We start from the raw sequence: 25,009 nt of genomic DNA on the forward strand, positions 1-25,009 counted from the left end.
ACCTCGCGAGCCCTGCCACAAAGGGTTTCGCTGCCGCCGCCTGAGGAGAGAATTAGAAATGACCTTCGTCGTTACCGACAACTGCATCAAGTGCAAGTACACCGACTGCGTCGAAGTGTGTCCGGTGGACTGCTTCTACGAAGGCCCGAATTTCCTGGTTATCCACCCGGATGAGTGCATTGACTGCGCCCTGTGTGAACCAGAATGCCCGGCCGTCGCTATTTTCTCCGAGGACGAAGTCCCGGCAGAGATGCAGGAATTTATTCAGTTGAACGTCGAGCTGGCGGAAATCTGGCCGAACATCACTGAGAAGAAAGACTCGCTGCCAGACGCAGCGGAATTTGATGGCGTAAAAGGCAAGATTAAAGACCTGGTGCGCTAACAGCGCCGCCGCCCTCATGAAAAAGGCCCCTTGCGGGCCTTTTTTGCGTTTTGGGGCAGGCGTTCACTTTTCTGCAGGCGAAAAAAGGGGCGGTATGACCCGCCCACATTTTTTCCCTAGTCCCTGTATTCCTTTTCATCATCCTGATGAATCGCATCCTGCGACGTTCCTTCAAACCATCGTTCCTTGATGGCTGTGCCAATCCGTGGACACAGGGCTGATGTTAGAGAGTTCCAAGGGAAGTTCAATGGGATCCAACGGCGCGCCAGCCAGACATCGGCCATCAGAACGATATAAATAATTGTTATATTTCAATTAGTTAGAAAACGCTCTCGCCAGTTTGGGACGTCCACACCGGGTAAAAAAACCAATCACTTACGAAAAAGTAAGCAAATGCTTACACGCGCAATTACGTAAAGCGTAAATGAGATCGTTTCCTGACAAGAAAAAGCCCCGACACTGTCGAGGCTTGTTTTCCTGCAGCCGTATCAGTCGTCGCTGACGGTGATTGTCGGCATCGCCGGCGCAGCGGCTTCCTGCAGGACGATGCGCGCGCCAACATGGCGGGCCAACTCCTGATAGATCATCGCGATCTGGCCATCGGGCTCCGCCGCCACCGTGGGCTTGCCGCCGTCGGCTTGTTCACGAATCGCCATCGACAGCGGCAACGAGGCCAACACTTCGACGCCGTACTGGGTCGCCAGCTTCTCGCCCCCGCCTTCACCGAACAGATGCTCGGCATGGCCACAGTTGGAGCAGATGTGCACCGCCATGTTTTCCACGACGCCCAGCACCGGGATGTTGACCTTGCGGAACATCTCCACGCCCTTGCGCGCATCGAGCAGCGCCAGGTCTTGGGGCGTGGTCACGATAACCGAACCGGCCACCGGGACTTTCTGCGCCAGGGTCAACTGGATATCGCCGGTGCCTGGCGGCATGTCGATCACCAGGTAATCCAGGTCGCCCCAGGCGGTCTGGGTGACCAGTTGCAACAAGGCGCCGGACACCATCGGCCCACGCCAGACCATCGGCGTGTTGTCGTCAGTGAGAAAGGCCATGGACATCACTTCCACGCCCAGGGACTCGATCGGCACGAACCACTTCTGGTCCTTGACCTTGGGCCGCGTGCCTTCGGCGATGCCGAACATCACGCCTTGGCTGGGTCCGTAGATATCCGCGTCGAGAATCCCCACCCGCGCGCCTTCACGGGCCAGCGCCAGGGCCAGGTTGGCGGCGGTGGTGGATTTGCCCACCCCACCCTTGCCGGACGCCACGGCAACCACGTTCTTGACGTTGGCAAGGCCGGGGATTTGCGCCTGGGCCTTGTGCGGTGCGATCACGCACTGAATGTCGACCTTGGCCGAACCTACGCCGTCGAGGCCTTCGATGGCCATTTGCAGCATCTGCGCCCAACCGCTCTTGAACAAGCCGGCGGCATAGCCCAGTTGCATCTGCACCGACACCTGGTCGCCCTGGACCTCGATGGCGCGTACACAGCCGGCACTGACCGGGTCCTGGTTCAAATAGGGGTCGGTGTACTGGCGAAGAACGGCTTCCACCGCTGCGCGATTGACGGCGCTCATGGGCTACTCCCGAAAAAAGACTGACTGAAACAGGCGGCTATCCTAACCGTTCCAGCCGCGTTGCGGCATGCTTTCGCAGCGTTGGAAGATGCTGATACAGCACCACGGGGTGAAATAAATTCCCCGGCGCTTTATAGTGGCCGACCTCCGTTTCATCAAGTAGCCGAGCCCCATGTCCGAGCCACGCAAGATCCTCGTCACCAGCGCCCTGCCCTATGCCAATGGTTCCATCCATCTTGGCCATATGCTTGAGTACATCCAGACCGATATGTGGGTGCGCTTCCAGAAGCATCGCGGCAATCAATGCATTTATGTCTGCGCGGACGACGCCCATGGTTCGGCCATCATGCTGCGCGCCGAGAAGGAAGGCATCACCCCGGAACAACTGATCGCCAATGTGCAGGCTGAACACAGCGCCGACTTTGCCGAGTTCCTGGTGGATTTCGACAACTTCCACTCGACCCACTCCGAAGAAAACCGCGAGCTGTCGAGCCAGATCTACCTGCGGTTGAAGGACGCCGGGCATATCGACCAGCGTTCGATCACCCAGTACTTCGACCCGGAAAAGAAAATGTTCCTGGCCGACCGTTTCATCAAGGGCACCTGCCCGAAATGCGGCACCGAAGACCAGTACGGCGACAACTGCGAAAAATGCGGTGCAACCTATGCACCGACTGACTTGAAGGACCCGAAGTCGGCAATCTCCGGCGCCACTCCGGTGCTCAAGGATTCCCAGCACTTCTTCTTCAAGCTCCCGGATTTCCAGCAGATGCTGCAAACCTGGACGCGCAGCGGCACCCTGCAGGACGCCGTGGCCAACAAGATCGCCGAGTGGCTGGATGCCGGCCTGCAACAGTGGGACATCTCCCGCGATGCGCCGTACTTCGGCTTCGAGATCCCGGGCGAGCCGGGCAAGTATTTCTACGTGTGGCTGGACGCGCCGATCGGCTACATGGCCAGCTTCAAGAACCTGTGTGACCGCACGCCGGAGCTGGACTTCGACGCGTTCTGGAACAAGGATTCCACTGCCGAGCTGTACCACTTCATCGGCAAGGACATCGTCAACTTCCACGCGCTGTTCTGGCCGGCGATGCTCGAAGGTTCGGGCTACCGCAAGCCAACCGGCATCGCCGTGCACGGGTACCTCACCGTCAACGGCCAGAAAATGTCCAAGTCCCGTGGCACCTTTATCAAGGCGCGCACCTACCTGGACCACCTGTCGCCGGAATACCTGCGCTACTACTACGCCTCCAAGCTGGGCCGTGGCGTCGATGACCTGGATCTGAACCTGGAAGACTTCGTACAGAAGGTCAACTCGGACCTCGTAGGCAAAGTCGTCAACATCGCCAGCCGTTGCGCCGGGTTTATCCAAAAAGGCAACGCCGGGCTGCTGGTGGCAGAAAATGCTGCACCAGAACTGACCGAGGCTTTCCTGGCCGCCGCGCCAAGCATTGCCGACGCCTATGAAGCCCGTGACTTCTCCCGCGCCATGCGCGAGATCATGGGGCTGGCCGACCGCGCCAACGCCTGGATCGCCGACAAGGCGCCGTGGTCGCTGAACAAGCAGGAAGGCAAGCAGGCGGAAGTCCAGGCGATCTGCGCCACCGGCGTCAACCTGTTCCGCCAGTTGGTGATCTTCCTCAAGCCGGTGCTGCCGTTGCTGGCCGCCGATGCCGAAGCGTTCCTCAACGTTGCGCCGCTGACCTGGAATGACCACGCCACACTGCTCAGCAACCATCAGCTGAACGAGTTCAAGCCGCTGATGACGCGTATCGACCCGGTGAAAGTCCAGGCCATGACCGACGCTTCGAAAGAAGACCTGGTCGCCAGCCAGACCGACACCGGTTCAGCTGCGCCAGCGGGCAATGGCGAGCTGGCCAAGGACCCGATCTCTGCAGAAATCGAGTTCGACGCGTTTGCTGCCGTGGACCTGCGCGTCGCGCTGATCGTCAAGGCCGAAGCGGTGGAAGGCGCAGACAAGCTGCTGCGCCTGACCCTGGATCTGGGCGGCGAGCAACGCAACGTGTTCTCCGGGATCAAGAGCGCGTATCCGGACCCGTCCAAGCTCGATGGGCGCCTGACCATGATGATCGCCAACCTCAAGCCACGGAAAATGAAGTTCGGTATTTCCGAAGGCATGGTGATGGCGGCCGGCCCTGGCGGCGAAGAGATCTACCTGCTGAGCCCTGACAGCGGCGCCAAGCCGGGTCAGCGGATCAAGTAAGCGTGTAAAATAGCCCTGTCGTTTCGGCGACAGGGCTTTTCAGCTAGTACCCCCTTCTTGCTTGCCGGATAATCAGGCCCTGTTCGCTTAACCCGGCGTGACCATGACCGCTATCGTCCTCACTCTCTTCAGCGTCGCTTTGATCAGCAACCTCGTGTTGCAGATGCCGCTGGCGGTCGACCCGATGTTGGCCGCGCGTGCTCGCCAACGGGTGCGTGCCCTGGGGCCCGGCCATGCAGTGGGAAGGCTGTGGTTGTTGCTGCTGGGAACTCAGGATAATCAGGCATTGAGCCAGATGACCGCACTGAGTCTTGGCAGCGGCCTGCAGGTGCTGCTGGCTTTTCTTGGTTTCAACGCAATGATCAAAGCATGAGCCTGATTCAACATATCGACGCACTGCTGCCGCAGACCCAATGCGGCAAGTGCGGGCACCCGGGCTGCAAGCCTTACGCCGAGGGTATTGCCCGTGGCGAGGCGATCAACAAGTGCCCGCCGGGAGGGCAGGAGACCATCGCTGGGCTCGCGCACTTGCTGAACGTGCCGGTGCTGGCCCTGGATACCAGCCGGGGCGAGGCGCCGGCACAGGTTGCGTATATCCGCGAGGCCGAATGCATCGGTTGCACCAAATGCATCCAGGCATGCCCGGTGGATGCGATTGTCGGCGCCGCCAAATTGATGCACACGGTGATCGTTGACGAATGCACCGGCTGCGACCTGTGCGTGGCGCCCTGCCCGGTCGATTGCATCGAGCTGCGCCCGTCGCCCATGGTGCTGCCGATTGTCGGCGGCCTCGCGGCCAATGATCACGAGCGCCGCGAGCGCGGGCTCAAGCGTGACCGGGCGCGGCGACGCTTTGAACACCGCAACGCGCGCCTGCAACGGGAAGAAGAGCACAAGATTGCCGAACGCCTGGCGCGGGCCAAGCGCACGCCTCCCTTAGAAGCGCCACCGCTGGACACCCATCAGGCTGCCCTGGATGCGGCGATCAAGAAAGCCAAAATCGGTGTGGCCATGAGCCGCGCGCAGCTGCACAAATCCTTGAAGGCGTTTGGTCATCCACCCACCTTCGAGCAACAGTCGCAGCTGATTGTGTTGCAGCAGCAATTCGAGGCGGCAGAGCAAGCGCTTGCCGCCCTGGAGGTGACCACCACACCCGGCGCCGCGCTGCCCGCGAGCACGACCGCCGAGTTCAAGCGCGCCAAGATCCAATTGGCCATGCGCCGCGCCGAATTGAAAAAAGCCCAGGACCAGCACGCCAACCCGCAGCAGTTGGCCGAGGCGCAAGACAAGCTAGACGCCGCGCAGCGCCAGGTGGACGCCCATGTCGGCAGTTGACCCTCAACCGGCGTTGCGACGCATATGGCTGGCAACGCTGCCTTCGAAACCACATTGACCGCCTGCAAGGAACCGACCGCCCCATGAACGCCGCCAAACGCCTGGAAATTTTCCGCAGGCTCCACGAAGACAATCCGGAACCCAAGACCGAACTGGCCTATACCACCCCGTTCGAGTTGCTGATTGCGGTGATTCTCTCTGCCCAATCCACGGACGTCGGCGTCAACAAGGCTACGGCGAAGCTGTACCCCGTGGCGAACACCCCGGAGGCGATCCACGCGCTGGGTGTGGAAGGGTTGTCGGAGTACATCAAGACCATTGGCCTGTACAACAGCAAGGCCAAAAACGTGATCGAGACCTGCCGCCTGCTGGTCGAACTGCATGGCAGCGAAGTGCCACAAACCCGCGAAGCCCTGGAAGCCCTCCCCGGCGTTGGGCGGAAAACCGCGAACGTGGTGCTCAACACTGCCTTCCGACAGCTGACCATGGCGGTGGACACGCATATTTTCCGTGTCAGTAACCGCACCGGCATTGCGCGCGGCAAGAACGTGGTGGAGGTGGAGAGGCAACTGATGAAGTTTGTTCCCAAACCGTATCTGCTCGATTCCCACCACTGGCTGATCCTTCACGGACGCTACGTTTGCCAGGCCCGCAAGCCACGCTGCGGCAGCTGTCGGATCGAGGACCTGTGCGAATACAAGGAAAAAACCTCTGACGATTGAGGGATCATTGGTTTTTTGGTCAAGCGATTGAAAAAATCTTTTTTACCCGCCCATGGATTATCGTTATAAGGAGCGCCAACGGCAGTCTTAGCCCGGAGTGAACCTTATGAGCACTGGCAAAGAACAACTGGAAGTGGAAGACGACCTCGTTGAGTCGGATGAGGATGGGGCGCAAGTACCTGTGGCAGAGGTAGCCAAGACCAATTTGAGCAAACGCCGCACTATCGACAATCTTCTGGAAGAGCGACGCTTGCAAAAACAGCTGGCCGACTACGACTTCGACCTCTGACAGAGCCTGTAACGGCCGGAAGCCTCCCTTACGGAGGCTTTTTTATGCCGACGCCGCTGTAAACGCCCTCCCTATACCAGCCCGTTGCGTTGGGCCAACTCGATCAGATCCACCAACGAACGCGCATTGAGCTTGAGCAGCAAACGTGTCTTGTAGGTACTGACGGTCTTGTTACTGAGGAACATGCCATCAGCGATCTCCTTGTTGGTTTTGCCGCGAGCCAACTGTTGCAGCACCATCATCTCCCGACCTGAAAGACGCTCGACCATATCGGCCTCGCTGGCATTGCCCATGGTGGAGCGCACCGAATTCAGCGCCTGGTTCGGAAAATAGCTATAGCCCGAGAGCACCGCTTTTATGGCACTCAACAACTCGGTCAGGTCCTGCTGCTTGCACACATAGCCGGCGGCGCCCGCCTGCATGCAGCGCATGGAGAAGTGACCAGGTGCCTGGGATGTGAGCACCAGCACCTTGAACGGCGCCGGCTGTTTGGTGGAGGACAGCCGGCAAATAACTTCCAGCCCGTCGAGCTTGGGAATTCCAATATCCAGTATGACAATGTCCGGCATATGCTCCCGCGCGAGTTGCAACGCATCGACACCGTTATCGGTCTCGGCAACGACCTCATAACCATGACGTTCCATAAGCATGCGCACAGCAAGACGAATGACGGGATGATCATCCACGATCAGCACTTTATTCATGAGAAAGTCCAATTTCGCTGTTCGAATTATTCAGAGCAAACACAATAGCCTAGTCGTTTCCTAGTTGGCATAGCGTTCCCCCCCAAGTAAGAGCAAGCAGAGACGCAACCCACAAGCAGCTAGGAATTAACCTACAAAAAAACGCTAACTCAGATGTTTCGAGTTTTATGGAGCCTTTCAGATCTTTCCGGGGCCGCACATATTTTGAATGAAATATCCAACAAATAAGGGGGTGATGGTAACCATAGCGCACACAAGTTTCAGGAAACGTCCCTTGCCTGCGACTTCCACCCGGGCGGGCCGGCCAAAATAACCCGATTATTTCAGTTCCATTTGACATACCTATTTACACTCCTGATTTCCTACAGAACTTTCAACAATCCATATTCACATAACACTTTCTTGTGTGAATTTTCTGTAAGACATAGTTCCTGATCAGGTGTAAATAATTCATTCAGGCGTGTAAAGAACAACTGCATCAAGCACTCTACTTCTGAGCATCCGAGCCTCAACGACTTTAAACATTGATAAACATCAGAAGCATCAAGCCTTATATACAGGCAAAAAAAATGGCCCCTTGAAAAAGGGGCCATTTTTCACATCACCGGAGCACTCAGAACAACTTACGGCCCTTGTTGGCCGCAATGCGCATGCGCAGTGCATTCAACTTGATAAAGCCCGCTGCGTCGGCCTGGTTGTAGGCGCCGCCATCTTCTTCAAAGGTGGCGATGTTGGCGTCGAACAGCGACTCATCGGACTTGCGACCGGTCACGATCACGTTGCCCTTGTACAGCTTCAGGCGCACAACGCCGTTCACGTGGGCCTGGGAGGCATCGATCATCTGTTGCAGCATCAGACGCTCCGGGCTCCACCAGTAGCCGGTGTAGATCAGGCTGGCGTACTTGGGCATCAACTCATCTTTGAGGTGAGCCACTTCGCGGTCCAGGGTGATGGACTCGATAGCACGGTGGGCGCGCAGCATGATGGTGCCGCCTGGGGTTTCGTAGCAGCCACGGGACTTCATGCCCACGTAACGGTTCTCAACGATGTCGAGACGGCCGATACCGTGTTCACCGCCGATACGGTTCAGGGTCGCCAGCACGGTGGCCGGGGTCATGTCGACGCCGTCCAGCGCGACGATGTCGCCGTTGCGGTAGGTCAGTTCCAGGTACTGAGGCTTGTCTGGAGCGTTCTCCGGGGAGACGGTCCATTTCCACATGTCTTCTTCGTGCTCGGTCCAGGTGTCTTCCAGCACGCCGCCTTCATAGGAGATGTGCAGCAAGTTGGCGTCCATTGAGTACGGGGACTTCTTCTTGCCGTGACGCTCGATCGGGATGGCGTGCTTTTCAGCGTAATCCATCAGCTTTTCACGGGACAGCAGGTCCCACTCGCGCCAAGGAGCAATCACTTTAACGCCTGGCTTGAGGGCGTAGGCACCGAGTTCGAAACGCACCTGGTCGTTGCCTTTGCCGGTGGCGCCATGGGAAATGGCGTCGGCACCGGTTTCGTTGGCGATTTCGATCAGGCGCTTGGCGATCAGCGGACGTGCGATGGAAGTACCCAGCAGGTACTCGCCTTCGTAGACGGTGTTGGCGCGAAACATCGGGAAAACGAAATCGCGGACGAACTCTTCGCGCAGGTCGTCAATGTAGATCTCTTTCACGCCCATGGCTTGCGCCTTGGCACGTGCAGGTTCGACCTCTTCGCCCTGACCCAGGTCAGCGGTGAAGGTCACCACTTCACAGTTATAAGTATCCTGCAGCCACTTGAGGATCACCGAAGTGTCCAGGCCGCCGGAATACGCGAGAACGACCTTGTTTACGTCGGCCATGCCATCACTCCACGGGGTTGTACGGAAAGCCGTCGATTCTACCGACCAAAACCGTGAATTTACAGGGGCGCGACAGCAAATGAAGATAAAGCGACAGATTATGTCGAACGGGCGACCGATGGCCGCCGTTTACGCGGTGTGCGCCGGGTTGCTCGGAGCGGCAGCCTGGGGCGCCGGTTTCTCGGGGGCAGCCACCCGTTCAAGCTGGATATTCACGCGGCGGTTGCGGGCGCGGTTGGCTGCATTGGTGTTAGGCGCCAACGGGTAGCTTTCACCATGGAAACGCATGGTGATCTGCGACTCTTCTATGCCATTGGCCTTGAGGTAGTCCATCACCGCCAACGCGCGCCGGCGCGACACATCACGGTTGCTCAGGCGATTGCCGCTGTTGTCCGAATGGCCGTTCAACTCGATATGGTTAACCGTAGGATCAGCCTTCATGTACGCCAGAATCACCGACAACTTCTGTTTGGCCGCCGCATCCAGCTCGATACCGCCACCGGGGAAGCCGACTTCGGTCTGTTTGACCTGATCGTAATTCATCGGCAATAGCTTGGTGGTGCACAGCTGATAGTCGTTGAAGGCCTTGTTGAATTTCACCGGCAACAAACGGATTTCCGAGTACCCGCCTTCGCGCCCGTAATGCCGTACCGTCGGGCTGCGCCCTTCGAGCAAGCCGCTGAACAAACGCCCGGCCTGGGCCTGAGAGCTATTAAAGAGCACATCGCCACTGCCGGCACGCACGGCACCGAGGTTGATATCCCCTCGCCCCGGCTGCCACGGCGCAGCCGCCGCCAACAAGGTGGCCGAGCCCGCGCCCAGCGCGCCGTTGTAGGCTTTCAGACGAAAAGTCGCCTGCTCACCGGCCCGGCGCACGAACTCACCCGAGCCGAAATCGGTGATCGGCTGGGTAAGGCGGCACTCGAACTGGTCGCCTTCCACCTTCCACTCAATATTCTCCAGACGTGTCTGGAACGTGAGGGCCATCGCAGGCAGGCTGGCGAACACACTGAGCAGGGCTAGATAATGCTGGCGCACGGGAGGCTCCACTGGTTTCTACAACACTTCAAAGCGTCATACATCGATAAGGCATACAAAAGGCTATCGGATGCATCCGGCAAAACTTGATAGCGAGTGCCTGCAAGAGTCTTTTCCGGTAGCATTCCCACCAGATTGACCCGCCTGGAATCCCCAATGTCCGACCGCCTGACCCTGCTGCGTCCCGACGACTGGCATATTCATCTTCGCGATGGTGCTGCGTTACCCCAAACCGTGGCCGATGTAGCGCGCACGTTTGGCCGCGCGATTATCATGCCCAACCTGGTACCTCCGGTGCGAAATGCCGCGCAAGCCGACGCCTATCGCCAGCGCATTCTCGCTGCGCGCCCGGCCGGCAGCCGCTTCGAACCGTTGATGGTGCTCTACCTCACCGACCGTACCCAACCTGAAGAAATCCGTGAGGCCAAGGCCAGCGGCTTTGTGCATGCCGCCAAGCTGTACCCGGCCGGCGCGACCACCAACTCCGATTCCGGCGTGACCAGTATCGACAAGATCCTGCCGGCCATCGAAGCCATGGCTGAAGTCGGCATGCCGCTGTTGATCCACGGTGAAGTCACCCGTGGCGATGTGGACGTATTCGATCGCGAGAAGATCTTCATCGACGAGCACATGCGCCGCGTGGTCGAGCTGTTCCCGACCCTCAAGGTGGTGTTCGAACACATCACCACGGCCGATGCGGTGCAGTTCGTCACCGAGGCTTCGGCCAATGTGGGCGCGACCATCACCGCGCATCACCTGCTCTATAACCGCAACCACATGCTGGTGGGCGGGATTCGGCCGCACTTCTATTGCCTGCCGATCCTCAAGCGCAACACCCACCAGGTGGCCTTGCTGGACGCCGCCACCAGCGGCAGCCCCAAGTTTTTCCTCGGCACCGACTCGGCGCCCCACGCCCAGCACGCCAAGGAAGCTGCGTGTGGTTGTGCCGGTTGCTACACCGCCTATGCCGCCATCGAGCTGTATGCCGAAGCGTTCGAATCGCGCAACGCCCTGGACAAGCTCGAAGGTTTCGCCAGCCTCAACGGCCCGCGTTTCTACGGCCTGCCGGCGAACACCGATCGCATTACCCTGGTCCGTGAAGACTGGACCGCCCCTGCCAGCCTGCCGTTTGGCGAGCTGACTGTTATCCCGCTGCGCGCCGGTGAAACACTGCGCTGGCGCCTGCTGGAGGAAAGCAAGTGAGTGAAGACCATTACGACGACGACCAGGAACACGGCGGTGGCGGCGGTTCGCGCCATCCGATGGCCGAACGTTTCCGCGGCTACTTGCCGGTCGTTATCGACGTAGAAACCGGTGGTTTCAACTGCGCCACCGATGCGTTGCTGGAAATTGCCGCGACGACCATCGGCATGGATGAACAGGGTTTTGTGTACCCGGAACACACTCACTTCTTCCGCGTCGAGCCGTTTGAAGGCGCGAATATCGAAGCAGCAGCCCTGGAGTTCACCGGGATCAAGCTCGATCACCCGCTGCGCATGGCGGTGAGTGAAGAAGCGGCGCTGACCGATATCTTCCGTGGCGTACGCAAGGCGTTGAAGGCCAATGGCTGCAAACGCGCGATCCTGGTGGGCCACAACAGCAGCTTCGATCTGGGCTTCCTGAATGCCGCCGTGACGCGGCTGGACATGAAGCGCAATCCGTTCCACCCGTTCTCCAGCTTCGACACCGCTACCCTCGCGGGCCTGGCTTACGGTCAAACAGTATTGGCCAAAGCGTGCCAGGCGGCCGGTATCGACTTTGACGGGCGTGAAGCCCACTCGGCGCGCTACGACACCGAGAAGACCGCCGAGCTGTTCTGCGGCATCGTCAACCGCTGGAAGCAGATGGGCGGCTGGGAAGACTTCGGCGACTGAAAGGTCAAACCCCAAGCATAAAAAAACCGGCCCTCACAGGCCGGTTTTTTTGTACCTCGAACCTGGCTTACAGCTTGCCAGCGTTCTCGGTCAGGTAAGCCGCAACGCCTTCTGGCGAAGCGTTCATGCCTTTGTCGCCTTTTTTCCAGTTGGCAGGGCAGACTTCGCCGTGCTCTTCGTGGAATTGCAGGGCGTCGACCAGGCGGATCAGCTCTTCCATGTTACGGCCCAGCGGCAGGTCGTTGATGATCTGCGAGCGGACAACGCCCTTGTCGTCGATCAGGAACGCGCCACGGAAGGCCACGCCGCCTTCGGACTCTACGTCGTAGGCCTTGGCGATGTCGTGCTTCATATCGGCAGCCATGGTGTATTTGACTTTGCCGATGCCGCCATCGTTGATGGCGGTGTTGCGCCAGGCGTTGTGGGTGAAATGGGAGTCGATGGAAACGGCTACCACTTCAACGTTACGCGCCTTGAAATCGTCCATGCGGTGGTCCAGAGCGATCAGCTCCGACGGGCAGACGAAGGTGAAGTCCAGCGGGTAGAAGAAAACCAGGCCGTATTTGCCTTTGATGGCTTCGGACAGTTTGAAGCTGTCTACGATTTCGCCATTGCCGAGGACGGCAGGTACGTCGAAATCCGGGGCTTGTTTGCCGACGAGTACGCTCATTGGGTATCTCCTGATGTAGGGGTGACGATTGAAGTAAAAGGACCGGCTTCGAGTCTGCCGCGCTTAAGCGACAGCCCTGTGACGCAGTCACGCTTCGTGAAGACCGACCATCATACACTGAAAAAACCGTTCGTCAGTGGGAGGGGCATAGCTGCGAATACCTTACGAATCTACTTTGACAATCATTCTCGTTAACATTAAGATCCATCGCACTTAAGCCTTAAACCCGCGACGGTTCTCCCTTATGTATGTGTGCCTCTGTACTGGCGTCACCGACGGACAAATCCGCGAAGCAATCTATGAAGGTTGCTGCAGCTACAAGGAAGTGCGTGAAACCACCGGCGTTGCCAGCCAGTGTGGCAAATGTGCTTGCCTGGCCAAGCAAGTGGTACGGGAAACCCTGACGCAGCTGCAGACAGCCCAGGCCGCGCTCCCCTATTCAGCAGAATTTACACACGCTTAAATTGGCGTGTTTTAAAGAACCGGACTTAGTGTCCGGTTTTTTTATGCCCGCAATTCAATTAGTTAGCGCCAAGACGCGGAACACAAACATTCTTATTCCGATTAATTTTCATTTATTATTCAATAACTTAGGTTTGACACTAAGGAATTCGCCGCTCAAACTCCGCCTTATACACAGCTATTACAGGGCAGGACCCCAGTCATGAAAGGCGACATCTCAGTCATCCAGCAACTCAACAAAATCCTTGCCAATGAACTGGTCGCGATCAATCAGTACTTTCTGCATGCACGCATGTACGACGATTGGGGCCTGGAAAAGCTGGGCAAGCGTGAATACAAAGAATCCATCAAAGCCATGAAGGACGCCGACGCGCTCATCAAGCGCATCCTGTTCCTGGAAGGCCTGCCGAACGTGCAGGACCTGGGCAAGCTGAACATCGGCGAGCACACACAGGAAATGATCAGCAGCGACCTGGGCTTTGAACGCAAGAGCCACAGCGACCTTAAGGCCGCCATCGCCCACTGCGAAACCAAGGGCGACTTCGGCAGCCGTGAGTTGCTGGAAGACATCCTGGAAGATCAGGAAGAGCACATCGACTGGCTGGAAACCCAACTGGGCCTGATCGACAAGGTCAGCCTGGAGAACTACCTGCAATCGCAGATGGGCGAATAACCCGTAGTTCTACCGGCCACAAAAAAGCCCCGCTTCTCGTAAGAGAGCGGGGCTTTTTAATGCCAGCGAATCAAGCGTCGGTCTTGGCCGCCGCGTTGGCTGCTGCATCTTTGATCAGCGCCTGCAACGAACCATCAGCAGCCATCTCGGTGATGATGTCGCTACCGCCGACCAGCTCCCCGGCTACCCACAGTTGTGGGAAAGTTGGCCAGTTGGCGTACTTGGGCAGGTTGGCGCGAATTTCCGGGTTTTGCAGGATATCCACGTAAGCGAATTTCTCGCCACACGCCATGATGGCCTGGGAAGCCTTCGCGGAGAAACCGCACTGAGGAGCGTTCGGGGCGCCCTTCATGTAAAGCAGAATGGTGTTGGCAGCAATCTGCTCTTTGATCGTTTCGATGATATCCATGGAACACCTCGGCTGGAACTTTGCGACTCACAGGTCGGCACGGTGGCGCATTGTAACGCAAAATTCCAGCGCGGTGCTCAGGGCTTATGCGGCGGCAACCTGCACCGGCACGCCATTGAGCGCGGCGTTTCCAGACAATTCGTCCAATTGCCGCTCGTCGGTCAAGTCATTCGCACTCGCCCCCGGCTGCCCGCTGGCGATGGTCATCTGCACGCCCGGGCGACCATGGCCCCAGCCATGCGGCAGGCTGACCACGCCAGGCATCATGTCCAGGCTGGCCAGTACTTCCACCTCGATCATGCCGATGCGCGAACTCACCCGCACGCGCTGGCCGTCGCTCAACTGGCGGCTGGCCAGGTCGTCGGGATGCATCAGCAATTGGTGGCGAGGCTTGCCCTTCACCAGGCGATGATAGTTATGCATCCAGGAATTATTGCTGCGCACATGACGACGACCGATCAGTAACAGTTCGTCCGCTGAGGGTACCGGCTGCGCGGCAAACCGCTCCAGGTCGGCGAGGATCACCGCCGGCGCTGCCTGCACTTTGCCATCGGCGGTTTTCAAGCGCGCCGCGAGGTTGGGCTTCAGCGGCCCGAGGTCGACGCCATGGGGGTGATCCGCCAGCATCGCCACCGACAGCTTGTGCGTGGACGCGTCGCCATACACCCCGGCGCGCAGCCCGAAATCGATCATCTGCGCAGGCGGCATCGTCGGCTTGAGCGTAGCGCCGGTCTGCGCTGCAAAAGCCTTGGCCAAACCGACAAAAATCTCCCAGTCATGCAGCGCACCCGCAGGCTTGGGCAGGATCGCTCGGTTGAAACGGGTGACGTTGCGCACGGCGAACATATTGAACGTGGTGTCGTAGTGGTCGTTTTCCAGCGCCGAGGTGGACGGCAGGATCAGGTCGGCGTAACGCGTGGTCTCGTTGATATACAAGTCGATACTGACCATGAACTCCAGGCCATCCAGCGCCTGTTCCAATTGGCGACCGTTGGGCGTCGACAACACCGGGTTGCCCGCCACCGTCACCAGCGCGCGGATTTGCCCATCGCCGTCGGTCAACATTTCTTCAGCCAAAGCCGACACCGGCAACTCGCCGCCATACTCCGGGCGCCCGGAAACCCGGCTTTGCCAGCGATTGAAATGCCCGCCGCCGGTCGACGCCACCAGGTCTACCGCCGGCGTGGTGCACAAGGCGCCGCCCACCCGGTCGAGGTTGCCGGTCACCAGGTTGATCAACTGCACCAACCAATGACACAGCGTGCCGAACGCCTGGGTCGACACGCCCATGCGCCCATAACACACAGCCTTGTCGGCGGCGGCAAAGTCCCGCGCCAGTTGGCGGATCTGCTCGGCAGGCACCGCGCATTGGCGGCTCATGGCCTCGGCGGTAAAGCCGGCGATGGCGGCGCGCACATCGTCCAGGCCTTCGACCGGCAGGTGGCTGTCGCGGGTCAGGTTCTCACTGAACAAGGTGTTGAGCAGCCCGAACAGCAATGCTGCATCCCCGCCAGGCCTTACGAACAGGTGTTGGTCAGCCATCGCCGCCGTCTCGCTGCGGCGTGGGTCGACCACTACCACTTTGCCGCCACGGGCCTGGATGGCCTTGAGGCGCTTCTCCACATCGGGCACGGTCATGATGCTGCCGTTGGACGCCAACGGGTTGCCGCCCAGGATCAGCATGAAGTCGGTGTGGTCGATGTCCGGGATCGGCAGCAGCAGCCCGTGCCCGTACATCAAGTGGCTGGTGAGGTGATGGGGCAACTGGTCAACCGACGTGGCGGAAAACCGGTTGCGTGTCTTGAGTTGGCCGAGGAAATAGTTGCTGTGGGTCATCAGCCCATAGTTATGCACGCTGGGGTTGCCTTGATACACCCCCACCGCATTCTGCCCATGCCGCGTCTGAATGGCCGCCAGGCGTTCGGCTACCCGCTTAAAGGCGTCTTCCCACGGGATCGGCTGCCATTCGCTGCCCACGCGCAGCATGGGCTGGTGCAGGCGGTCCGGGTCATTCTGGATATCCTGCAGCGCTACGGCCTTGGGGCAGATATGCCCGCGGCTGAAGGTGTCCAGCGCATCGCCCTTGATCGAGGTGATCGCCAGGCTGCCGTCTTCGGCTTGGGTGGTTTCCAGGGTCAGGCCGCAGATGGCTTCACACAGATGGCAGGCACGGTGGTGGAGAGTCTTGGTCATGGCCAGTCTCTTTATAGGGGCTTTGTTGGCCTCACTATGGGCCGAGGCCAACGCGGGCACCAGCAACGTTCGTCCCGTGAATCGACGTGCATCAGGCCCGGCCATGGCCAAGCGTGAGCAAATGTTTCAAAAACCTCGCCCACAGCCACTGAAACCGACACAGGCTGGCCAGGCCCCGCCCCCGCGCATTGCAAAAGGTTGCAACGCCAGTGTACAAATGGCCCGCTGCTGTCAGGAAATCGTCTTCAAAAGCGCTCAGGCGCCCTTCTTGAACACCCCTAAAAACGTAGCCCTATTGGTAAGACGCGACATTTAATGTCAATATCGCGCCTTCCCCTATTTCGTCGCCCCGTGCGGCTTTCGCCGCAGGTCTCGCCCGTTGTCACAATAAACAAGGCTTTGAGTATCTGCGGTCTGTTGCAAAAAGGTAGTTAATGATGAGCGCAAGGCACTTTCTCTCCCTGATGGATTGCACGCCCGAAGAGCTGGTCAGCGTGATCCGTCGAGGCATTGAGCTTAAAGACCTGCGTAACCGCGGCGTACTGTTCGAGCCTTTGAAAAACCGCGTGCTCGGGATGATTTTCGAGAAGTCGTCGACCCGCACCCGCGTGTCCTTCGAAGCCGGCATGATCCAACTGGGTGGCCAAGCCATCTTCCTGTCTTCGCGCGACACCCAACTGGGCCGTGGTGAGCCGATTGCCGACGCCGCCCGCGTGATGTCGCGCATGCTCGATGCGGTGATGATCCGCACCTTCGCCCACAGCACCGTGACCGAATTTTCCGCCAACTCCCGGGTACCGGTGATCAACGGCCTGTCCGATGACCTTCACCCGTGCCAGTTGCTGGCCGACATGCAAACCTTCCTCGAACACCGCGGCTCGATCCAGGGCAAGACCGTGGCCTGGATCGGCGACGGCAACAACATGTGCAACAGCTATATAGAAGCGGCGATCCAGTTTGACTTCCAACTGCGCGTCGCCTGCCCTGAAGGCTATGAGCCTGACGCGCGTTTCCTCGCACAGGCCGGTGACCGCGTGACCCTGGTACGCGACCCGCGTGACGCAGTGATCGGCGCACACCTGGTCAGCACCGATGTGTGGACCTCCATGGGCCAGGAAGAAGAAACCGCCAAGCGCCTGGCCCTGTTCGCGCCCTACCAGGTCACGCGCGCCCTGCTCGACCTGGCCGCACCGGACGTGCTGTTCATGCACTGCCTGCCGGCCCACCGTGGCGAAGAGATCAGCCAAGACCTGCTCGACGACGAGCGTTCGGTGGCGTGGGACCAGGCGGAAAACCGTCTGCACGCACAGAAGGCCCTGCTCGAATTCCTTGTACCGCCTTCGTACCATCACGCATGAGCCAGCCATTACTGCTGAACCTGCGCAACCTGGCATGCGGCTATCAAGATCAACGGGTGGTGCAGAACCTCAACCTGCACCTCAATGCCGGCGACATCGGTTGCCTGCTGGGCTCCTCGGGCTGTGGCAAAACCACCACCCTGCGCGCAATTGCCGGGTTCGAGCCGGTGCACGAAGGTGAAATCAGCCTGGCCGGTGAAGTCATCTCCAGCGCCGGTTTCACCCTGGCACCGGAGAAACGTCGCATCGGCATGGTGTTTCAGGACTACGCGCTGTTTCCGCACCTCAGCGTGGCCGACAACATCGCCTTCGGCATCCGTAAGCATCCGCAAAAGGATCGCGTGGTCGCCGAACTGCTGGAACTGGTCAACCTGAAAAACCTGGGCAAGCGCTTCCCCCACGAGCTCTCCGGCGGCCAGCAACAGCGCGTCGCCCTGGCCCGCGCGCTCGCGCCGGAGCCGCAATTGCTGTTGCTGGATGAGCCGTTCTCCAACCTTGATGGCGAGCTGCGCCGCAAGCTCAGCCATGAGGTGCGCGACATCCTCAAGGCCCGCGGCACCAGCGCGATCCTGGTCACCCATGATCAGGAAGAAGCGTTTGCCGTGAGCGATCAGGTCGGTGTGTTCAAGGAAGGCCGGCTTGAGCAGTGGGACACGCCCTACAACCTGTATCACGAACCGCAGACGCCTTATGTGGCCAGTTTTATTGGCCAGGGCTATTTCATCCGTGGCCAATTGAGTTCACCGGAGTCAGTAAATACCGAGCTGGGTGACCTGCGTGGCAACCGCGCCTACACCTGGCCTACCGGTGGCGCGGTGGATGTATTGCTGCGCCCGGATGACATTGTTTATGCCCCGGACAGCGCGTTGAAGGCGCGGATCGTCGGCAAGACCTTCCTCGGCGCCTCGACCCTGTACCGTTTGCAACTGCCGACGGGTGCACAGCTGGAGTCGATTTTCCCCAGCCACGCGGATCATCAGGTGGGAGCGGAGGTGGGGATTCGGGTGGCGGCTGAGCATCTGGTGCTGTTCCAGGCGTCGGGCAGCACGGCTGCGCAGATTCCCCAAACCGAATCTGGCGTGCGGCGCTACAGTCCGGCCAACTGATTATCTGAAAACACACAGAACCTATGTGGGAGGGGGCTTGCCCCCGATAGCGGCGGGTCAGTTATAGACAAGCTGACTGATAAACCGTCATCGGGTGCAAGCCCCCTCCCACACTGGATTTCATGTGCCTCAAGTAAGCGTCACACCCGACCAATTTCTGCGAACTTGGCCTGGGTATGTTCCGCCAGCACCGCTGCCGGCAGCTCCACCTCCAAGCCCCTCCTCCCCGCACTCACATGAATCGTCGCAAACTGTTGCGCCGTAACATCGATAAACGTGCGCAACCGCTTCTTCTGCCCCAATGGGCTGATCCCCCCCAGCAGATAACCGGTGGAACGCTGCGCCGCCGCAGGGTCGGCCATCTCGGCTTTTTTCACGCCCGCTGCCTGCGCCAGCGCTTTCAAGTCCAGACTTCCGACGACCGGCACCACCGCCACCAATAATTCGCCCTTTTCACTGCAGGCCAGCAGGGTCTTGAATACCTGCGCCGGGTCGAGGCCCAATTTCTCTGCGGCCTCCAGCCCATACGAGGCCGCCTTGGGGTCGTGCTCATAACTGTGGACGCGATGTTCGGCGCGAACTTTTTTCAACAGATCCAAAGCGGGGGTCATAGCGTCTCCGGGCGTGGCGAACAGATGGCCAATTCTAGGCCAAGCCCCTGCAAAACGCTCTAGTGCGGCGCGTGCAGCGGTGAAGGTTTAATGAGAGAAGCGTGATCATTCACCAGACCAATAGTTGGAAAGTGACTGACGGTTCACTTTCGACCTTTGACAGCCGTGATTCTTGTCTATATTTTTTCGTTTCCGAATACTGTGGGAATAGGGCTACAGTATTTGAGCAGTAAGCCGTTTCGGAGATGGGGATCCCCGCCACGGTGAAAATCGCGCAAGGCCCGTTGAGGCCAATCGCCAGACAAGAACAACAACTGAGGTTTTCCATGACAACTGCTCTTCAACAGCCTTCACTTTCGAGCCAATGCATGGCCGAATTCCTGGGGACTGCGCTGCTGATCTTCTTTGGTACCGGATGTGTTGCCGCGCTCAAGGTCGCGGGTGCCAGCTTTGGCTTGTGGGAAATCAGTATCATCTGGGGCGTCGGCGTGAGCATGGCGATCTACCTGAGCGCCGGTATATCCGGGGCCCACCTCAACCCGGCAGTAAGTATCGCCCTGTGCATTTTTGCCGACTTCGAAAAGCGCAAACTGCCGTTCTATATCCTCGCCCAGATCGCCGGCGCCTTCTGCTCGGCGGCTTTGGTGTACACGCTCTACAGCAATCTGTTTTTCGATTACGAACAAACCCACCATATGGTGCGCGGTTCGCAAGCCAGCCTGGAATTGGCCTCGGTGTTCTCCACCTACCCCCATGCGCTGCTGAGCACCGCCCAGGCGTTTCTGGTCGAGATGGTCATCACCGCCATCCTGATGGGCGTGATCATGGCCCTCACCGATGACAACAACGGCCTGCCACGCGGCCCGCTTGCTCCACTGTTGATCGGTTTGCTGATCGCGGTGATCGGCAGCGCCATGGGCCCGCTGACCGGCTTTGCGATGAACCCGGCGCGGGATTTCGGCCCCAAGCTGATGACCTTTTTCGCTGGCTGGGGTGAAATGGCCTTTACCGGCGGTCGCGATATTCCCTACTTCCTGGTTCCGATTTTCGCGCCGATTGTCGGCGCATGCCTCGGTGCTGCGGCCTATCGCGGGCTGATTGCCCGCCATCTGCCGAGCGCCGCACCTGCCACAACGGATGAAACACCTGACACGGCTGTCAACGGCAAGACCCGTATTTCCTGATAGCGCCAGCCTGGCCCCTGCCCTTCGCGGCCCAGGCTGATTTCTGACTTCCTTATTTCGTCCAAGGCAATCGACATGACCGACATTCAGAATAAGAACTACATCATTGCCCTCGATCAGGGCACCACCAGTTCCCGCGCGATCATCTTTGATCGTGACGCCAACGTGGTCTGCACCGCCCAGCGTGAATTCACTCAGCACTACCCGCAGGCCGGCTGGGTTGAACATGACCCGATGGAAATTTTCGCCACCCAGAGCGCGGTGATGGTCGAGGCGCTGGCTCAAGCCGGCCTGCACCATGACCAGGTCGCGGCCATCGGTATCACCAACCAGCGTGAAACCACCGTGGTCTGGGACAAGGTCACCGGCCGCCCGATCTACAACGCCATCGTCTGGCAGTGCCGCCGCAGCACCGAGATCTGCCAGCAGCTCAAGCGCGACGGCCACGAGCAATACATCAACGACGCCACTGGCCTGGTCACCGACCCGTACTTCTCCGGCACCAAGCTCAAGTGGATCCTCGATAACGTCGAAGGCAGCCGTGAGCGTGCGCGCAATGGCGAACTGCTGTTCGGCACCATCGACAGCTGGCTGATCTGGAAATTTACCGGCGGCAAAACCCACGTTACCGACTACACCAACGCCTCGCGCACCATGCTCTTCAACATCCACACCCTGGAGTGGGATGCGAAGATGCTGGAGATTCTCGACGTGCCGCGCGAAATGCTGCCGCAAGTGAAGTCCTCGTCGGAAATCTACGGCCGTACCAAAAGTGGCATCGCCATCGGCGGTATCGCCGGTGACCAGCAAGCGGCGCTGTTCGGCCAGATGTGCGTGGAAGCCGGCCAGGCCAAGAACACCTACGGTACCGGCTGCTTCCTGCTGATGAACACCGGCGACAAGGCGGTCAAATCCAAGCACGGCATGCTCACCACCATCGCCTGCGGCCCGCGTGGCGAAGTGGCCTACGCCTTGGAAGGCGCCGTATTCAACGGTGGCTCCACCGTGCAATGGCTGCGTGACGAGCTGAAAATCATCGCCGACGCGACCGACACCGAATACTTCGCCGGCAAGGTCAAGGACAGCAACGGCGTGTACCTGGTACCCGCCTTCACCGGCCTGGGCGCGCCGTACTGGGACCCGTATGCGCGTGGCGCGCTGTTCGGCCTCACCCGTGGCGTACGCGTGGATCACATTATTCGTGCAGCCCTGGAGTCGATTGCCTACCAGACTCGCGACGTACTCGACGCCATGCAGCAGGATTCCGGCGAACGCCTCAAGGCCCTGCGTGTGGACGGCGGCGCGGTAGCCAACAACTTCCTGATGCAATTCCAGGCCGATATCCTCGGCACCCAGGTCGAGCGCCCGCAAATGCGCGAAACCACCGCACTCGGCGCAGCCTACCTGGCCGGCCTGGCCTGCGGGTTCTGGGGCAGCCTGGACGAGCTGCGCGGCAAGGCGGTGATCGAGCGCGAATTCGAACCGCAACTGGATGAAGCGGCCAAAGAGAAGCTCTACGCCGGCTGGCAAAAAGCGGTCAGCCGCACCCGCGACTGGGAGCCGCACGAAGGCGCTGAATAAGCCAACGTCGGGTTGTAACTGGCAGGGAGCGGATTCCTGCGTCATCATGGGCCACTTTTGTATGGCAGCCCAAAGGACGCCCCATGAATCTGCCTCCCCGCCAACAACAAATCCTCGAACTGGTGCGCGAACGCGGCTACGTCAGTATCGAGGAAATGGCGCAGTTATTCGTTGTCACCCCGCAAACCATCCGCCGCGATATCAACCAGCTGGCGGACGCCAATCTGCTGCGCCGCTACCACGGCGGCGCGGCCTATGACTCCAGTGTTGAAAACACCGCGTACGCCATGCGTGCCGACCAGATGCGCGACGAGAAACAACGCATCGGCGAAGCCATCGCCGCTCAGATCCCCGATCACGCCTCGCTGTTCATCAATATCGGCACCACCACCGAATCCATCGCGCGTGCGTTGCTGAATCACAATCATCTGAAAATCATCACCAACAACCTCAACGTCGCCACCATGCTCAGCGCCAAGGACGACTTCGACGTGCTCCTCACCGGCGGCAACGTGCGGCGTGACGGCGGCGTGGTGGGCCAGGCGAGTGTCGACTTTATCAACCAGTTCAAGGTCGATTTCGCCCTGGTGGGTATCAGCGGCATCGACGAAGACGGCAGCCTGCTCGACTTCGACTACCAGGAAGTCCGGGTTTCCCAGGCGATCATCGCCAATGCGCGGCAGGTGATCCTGGCGGCGGATTCGAGCAAGTTCGGGCGCAACGCCATGATTCGCTTGGGGCCGATCAGTCTGGTGGATTGTTTAGTGACCGATCAGCAGCCGGTGCCGGCGTTGGTGCAGTTGTTGAATGAGCATAAGGTTCGGCTGGAAGTCGTTTAGCGCCCGCACCACCGCTATCGGGGGCAAGCACCTCCCACATTGGAATGCGATCAACCTGTGGGAGGGGCGGTGCGACGATTCGACTTGCCCCCGATAGCAATCTATCTGCCCCCCCCCCAGCCCATGTTCACAATTCTTCCTTTCCCCACCCTTCGATGAGTATTTTCAATCGAAGTCGGCTGGCTGCGCGCGCATTTATCAGCTACCATTTTCGCAAATGAACATTAATGTTCGAATTCCAATACGAAAAAGATCGCGAGGCCAGCCGATGAACCCCTCTACCTTGCCTGCTCCACCGCTTGCCGAAGTCTATGACGTTGCCGTAATCGGTGGCGGGATCAATGGCGTCGGCATTGCAGCAGACGCAGCCGGGCGCGGTTTGTCGGTATTCCTTTGTGAAAAGGACGACCTGGCCAGCCATACCTCTTCCGCCAGCAGCAAGCTGATCCACGGCGGCCTGCGTTACCTCGAACATTACGAATTCCGCCTGGTGCGCGAAGCCCTGGCCGAACGCGAAGTGCTGCTGGCCAAGGCGCCGCACATCGTCAAGCAAATGCGCTTCGTGCTGCCACACCGCCCGCACCTGCGCCCGGCGTGGATGATTCGTGCCGGCCTGTTCCTGTATGACCACCTGGGCAAGCGCGAAAAACTCGAAGGCTCCAAAAGCCTCAAGTTCGGCGCCGACAGCCCGCTCAAAAGCGAAATCACCAAAGGCTTCGAATACTCCGATTGCTGGGTCGACGACGCCCGCCTGGTGGTACTCAACGCCATGGCCGCGCGCGAAAAAGGCGCGCACATTCACACCCAGACCCGTTGCATCAGCGCACACCGCAGCAACGGCATGTGGGAAATGAACATGGAACGTGCCGATGGCAGCCTGTTCTCGATCCGTGCCCGCGCGCTGGTGAACGCGGCCGGCCCGTGGGTCGCCAAGTTCATCAAGGACGACCTCAAGCTGACCTCGCCCTACGGCATCCGCCTGATCCAGGGCAGCCACCTGATCGTGCCGCGCCTGTACGAAGGCGCCCACGCGCACATCCTGCAGAACGAAGACCAGCGCATCGTCTTCACCATTCCGTACCTGGACCACCTGACGATCATCGGCACCACCGACCGCGAATACACCGGCGACCCGGCTGCAGTTGCGATCACCGAAGGTGAAACCGACTACATGCTCAAGGTGGTCAACGCGCACTTCAAGAAGCAGCTGAGCCGCGACGACATCGTGCACACCTATTCCGGTGTACGCCCGCTGTGCAATGACGAGTCGGACAACCCCTCGGCCATCACCCGTGACTACACCCTGGCGCTGTCCGGCGCGAATGGCGAGGCGCCGATCCTGTCGGTGTTCGGCGGCAAGCTGACCACCTATCGCAAGCTGGCCGAATCGGCGATGGCGCAACTGGCGCCGTATTTCACCCAGATGCGCCCAAGCTGGACTGCCACCGCCAGCCTGCCGGGCGGCGAAGACATGACCACGCCGCAAGCCCTGGCCGACGCCATTCGCAACAAATTCGACTGGGTGCCGAGCGAGATCGCGCGCCGCTGGTCCACCACCTACGGCAGCCGCACCTGGCGCCTGCTGGAAGGCGTGCAATCGCTGGCCGACCTGGGTGACCACCTGGGCGGTGGCCTGTACACCCGTGAGGTTGATTACCTGTGCGCTGAAGAATGGGCGACCCAACCCCAGGACGTGCTGTGGCGTCGTACCAAGCTCGGTCTGTTCACCACGCCGCAAGAACAGGAAAACGTACAACGTTATCTGTCCAAGGTTGAGCAGAACCGCAGCAAGATCCAGGCGGCCTGACCGATCTGTCGTAAAAAAGCCCCTGCGCCGAAAGGCCCAGGGGCTTTTTTTGCATATTTGTCCCGTCCTGAATAAGGTTTACACCTTCTGACCGATCTTCAGGAGGATTCAATGGATACGGGAAAAAGGCGGAG

Annotated in this window: 24 protein-coding genes; 16 read left to right on the forward strand and 8 right to left on the reverse strand. The window is 59.6% G+C overall.

The features are described 5' to 3' along the window. The first annotated feature begins 58 nt into the window (after positions 1–58). On the forward strand, positions 59–382 hold the full coding sequence (fdxA, locus tag AC0IYH_RS20760; RefSeq protein WP_116628464.1) for a ferredoxin FdxA: 324 nt from the start codon (positions 59–61) through the stop codon (positions 380–382). Between the two features lie 488 nt (positions 383–870). On the opposite strand, the gene apbC is transcribed toward fdxA, so the two are convergent. Next, positions 871–1,965 (reverse strand): iron-sulfur cluster carrier protein ApbC, encoded by a 1,095-nt coding sequence (gene apbC, locus AC0IYH_RS20765; protein ID WP_471835986.1) that lies wholly within the window; start codon positions 1,963–1,965, stop codon positions 871–873. 172 nt (positions 1,966–2,137) lie between these two features. On the opposite strand from apbC, the gene metG reads away from it, so the two are divergent. The 5 genes from metG (at position 2,138) to AC0IYH_RS20790 (ending at position 6,535) form a co-directional block, all read left to right on the forward strand. Continuing rightward, positions 2,138–4,189 (forward strand): methionine--tRNA ligase, encoded by a 2,052-nt coding sequence (gene metG, locus AC0IYH_RS20770; protein WP_116628466.1) that lies wholly within the window; start codon positions 2,138–2,140, stop codon positions 4,187–4,189. A gap of 103 nt (positions 4,190–4,292) precedes the next feature. Beyond that, positions 4,293–4,562, forward strand: a complete 270-nt coding sequence (locus tag AC0IYH_RS20775) for a hypothetical protein (RefSeq protein WP_471835988.1) — start codon at positions 4,293–4,295, stop codon at positions 4,560–4,562. After that, complete coding sequence (gene rsxB / locus AC0IYH_RS20780) at positions 4,559–5,524, forward strand: electron transport complex subunit RsxB (protein WP_471835990.1); 966 nt, start codon at positions 4,559–4,561, stop codon at positions 5,522–5,524. Before AC0IYH_RS20775 ends, rsxB begins: the two co-directional genes overlap by 4 nt. A gap of 83 nt (positions 5,525–5,607) precedes the next feature. Further along, a complete protein-coding gene (gene nth / locus AC0IYH_RS20785) occupies positions 5,608–6,246 on the forward strand; it encodes an endonuclease III (protein WP_116628469.1) in 639 nt (212 codons plus the stop codon). Between the two features lie 106 nt (positions 6,247–6,352). Next, complete coding sequence (locus AC0IYH_RS20790) at positions 6,353–6,535, forward strand: PA3496 family putative envelope integrity protein (protein WP_116628470.1); 183 nt, start codon at positions 6,353–6,355, stop codon at positions 6,533–6,535. 71 nt (positions 6,536–6,606) lie between these two features. Here AC0IYH_RS20790 and AC0IYH_RS20795 read toward each other — a convergent pair whose 3' ends face one another. From AC0IYH_RS20795 to AC0IYH_RS20805, 3 genes are all read right to left on the reverse strand, one after another. Further along, positions 6,607–7,239, reverse strand: coding sequence for a response regulator transcription factor (locus tag AC0IYH_RS20795; RefSeq protein WP_034096139.1), 633 nt, complete (start codon positions 7,237–7,239; stop codon positions 6,607–6,609). Between the two features lie 613 nt (positions 7,240–7,852). Further along, on the reverse strand, positions 7,853–9,070 hold the full coding sequence (locus AC0IYH_RS20800) for an argininosuccinate synthase (protein WP_116628471.1): 1,218 nt from the start codon (positions 9,068–9,070) through the stop codon (positions 7,853–7,855). A 129-nt stretch (positions 9,071–9,199) separates the two neighbouring features. Continuing rightward, positions 9,200–10,108 carry a flagellar protein MotY gene (locus AC0IYH_RS20805; RefSeq protein WP_471835992.1) on the reverse strand — a complete coding sequence of 303 codons (909 nt, stop codon included), beginning with the start codon at positions 10,106–10,108 and terminating at the stop codon, positions 9,200–9,202. A gap of 156 nt (positions 10,109–10,264) precedes the next feature. Here AC0IYH_RS20805 and pyrC point away from each other — a divergent pair, with 156 nt between their 5' ends. Together pyrC and rnt are read left to right on the forward strand one after the other, a co-directional pair. Beyond that, a complete protein-coding gene (gene pyrC, locus AC0IYH_RS20810) occupies positions 10,265–11,311 on the forward strand; it encodes a dihydroorotase (protein WP_116628473.1) in 1,047 nt (348 codons plus the stop codon). Continuing rightward, positions 11,308–11,982 carry a ribonuclease T gene (rnt, locus tag AC0IYH_RS20815; protein ID WP_116628474.1) on the forward strand — a complete coding sequence of 225 codons (675 nt, stop codon included), beginning with the start codon at positions 11,308–11,310 and terminating at the stop codon, positions 11,980–11,982. Before pyrC ends, rnt begins: the two co-directional genes overlap by 4 nt. Positions 11,983–12,049: 67 nt before the next feature. Here the strand turns inward: rnt and AC0IYH_RS20820 are convergent, their stop codons facing one another. Then, the gene (locus AC0IYH_RS20820) at positions 12,050–12,652 is read right to left on the reverse strand and encodes a peroxiredoxin (RefSeq protein WP_003172097.1); all 603 of its coding nucleotides are present in this window, start codon (positions 12,650–12,652) and stop codon (positions 12,050–12,052) included. A gap of 244 nt (positions 12,653–12,896) precedes the next feature. Here AC0IYH_RS20820 and AC0IYH_RS20825 point away from each other — a divergent pair, with 244 nt between their 5' ends. Next, positions 12,897–13,115, forward strand: a complete 219-nt coding sequence (locus tag AC0IYH_RS20825) for a bacterioferritin-associated ferredoxin (RefSeq protein ID WP_010564137.1) — start codon at positions 12,897–12,899, stop codon at positions 13,113–13,115. A 201-nt stretch (positions 13,116–13,316) separates the two neighbouring features. Continuing rightward, positions 13,317–13,787 (forward strand): bacterioferritin, encoded by a 471-nt coding sequence (bfr, locus tag AC0IYH_RS20830; RefSeq protein ID WP_012722487.1) that lies wholly within the window; start codon positions 13,317–13,319, stop codon positions 13,785–13,787. 70 nt (positions 13,788–13,857) lie between these two features. Here the strand turns inward: bfr and grxD are convergent, their stop codons facing one another. Next, positions 13,858–14,196: a Grx4 family monothiol glutaredoxin gene (gene grxD / locus AC0IYH_RS20835; RefSeq protein ID WP_116628475.1), complete on the reverse strand. Its 339-nt coding sequence runs from the start codon at positions 14,194–14,196 to the stop codon at positions 13,858–13,860. Between the two features lie 84 nt (positions 14,197–14,280). Then, positions 14,281–16,389, reverse strand: a complete 2,109-nt coding sequence (locus AC0IYH_RS20840) for a molybdopterin oxidoreductase family protein (RefSeq protein WP_471835995.1) — start codon at positions 16,387–16,389, stop codon at positions 14,281–14,283. Positions 16,390–16,826: 437 nt separating this feature from the next. Here AC0IYH_RS20840 and argF point away from each other — a divergent pair, with 437 nt between their 5' ends. Together argF and AC0IYH_RS20850 are read left to right on the forward strand one after the other, a co-directional pair. Continuing rightward, the gene (argF, locus tag AC0IYH_RS20845; protein WP_116628477.1) at positions 16,827–17,747 is read left to right on the forward strand and encodes an ornithine carbamoyltransferase; all 921 of its coding nucleotides are present in this window, start codon (positions 16,827–16,829) and stop codon (positions 17,745–17,747) included. Then, the gene (locus tag AC0IYH_RS20850; protein ID WP_116628478.1) at positions 17,744–18,853 is read left to right on the forward strand and encodes an ABC transporter ATP-binding protein; all 1,110 of its coding nucleotides are present in this window, start codon (positions 17,744–17,746) and stop codon (positions 18,851–18,853) included. The genes argF and AC0IYH_RS20850 overlap by 4 nt, the downstream gene beginning before the upstream one ends. A gap of 140 nt (positions 18,854–18,993) precedes the next feature. On the opposite strand, the gene ybaK is transcribed toward AC0IYH_RS20850, so the two are convergent. Next, positions 18,994–19,464, reverse strand: coding sequence for a Cys-tRNA(Pro) deacylase (ybaK, locus tag AC0IYH_RS20855; RefSeq protein WP_116628479.1), 471 nt, complete (start codon positions 19,462–19,464; stop codon positions 18,994–18,996). A 326-nt stretch (positions 19,465–19,790) separates the two neighbouring features. Here ybaK and AC0IYH_RS20860 point away from each other — a divergent pair, with 326 nt between their 5' ends. From AC0IYH_RS20860 to glpD, 4 genes are all read left to right on the forward strand, one after another. Then, positions 19,791–20,648 (forward strand): MIP/aquaporin family protein, encoded by an 858-nt coding sequence (locus AC0IYH_RS20860; RefSeq protein ID WP_101267008.1) that lies wholly within the window; start codon positions 19,791–19,793, stop codon positions 20,646–20,648. A 75-nt stretch (positions 20,649–20,723) separates the two neighbouring features. Next, positions 20,724–22,229 carry a glycerol kinase GlpK gene (glpK, locus tag AC0IYH_RS20865; RefSeq protein ID WP_116628480.1) on the forward strand — a complete coding sequence of 502 codons (1,506 nt, stop codon included), beginning with the start codon at positions 20,724–20,726 and terminating at the stop codon, positions 22,227–22,229. Positions 22,230–22,312: 83 nt separating this feature from the next. Continuing rightward, the gene (locus AC0IYH_RS20870; RefSeq protein ID WP_017526345.1) at positions 22,313–23,068 is read left to right on the forward strand and encodes a DeoR/GlpR family transcriptional regulator; all 756 of its coding nucleotides are present in this window, start codon (positions 22,313–22,315) and stop codon (positions 23,066–23,068) included. 268 nt (positions 23,069–23,336) lie between these two features. Further along, positions 23,337–24,875 carry a glycerol-3-phosphate dehydrogenase gene (gene glpD, locus AC0IYH_RS20875; RefSeq protein ID WP_471835998.1) on the forward strand — a complete coding sequence of 513 codons (1,539 nt, stop codon included), beginning with the start codon at positions 23,337–23,339 and terminating at the stop codon, positions 24,873–24,875. Positions 24,876–25,009 lie beyond the last annotated feature (134 nt).

Source organism: Pseudomonas sp. AC463, from assembly GCF_979253585.1.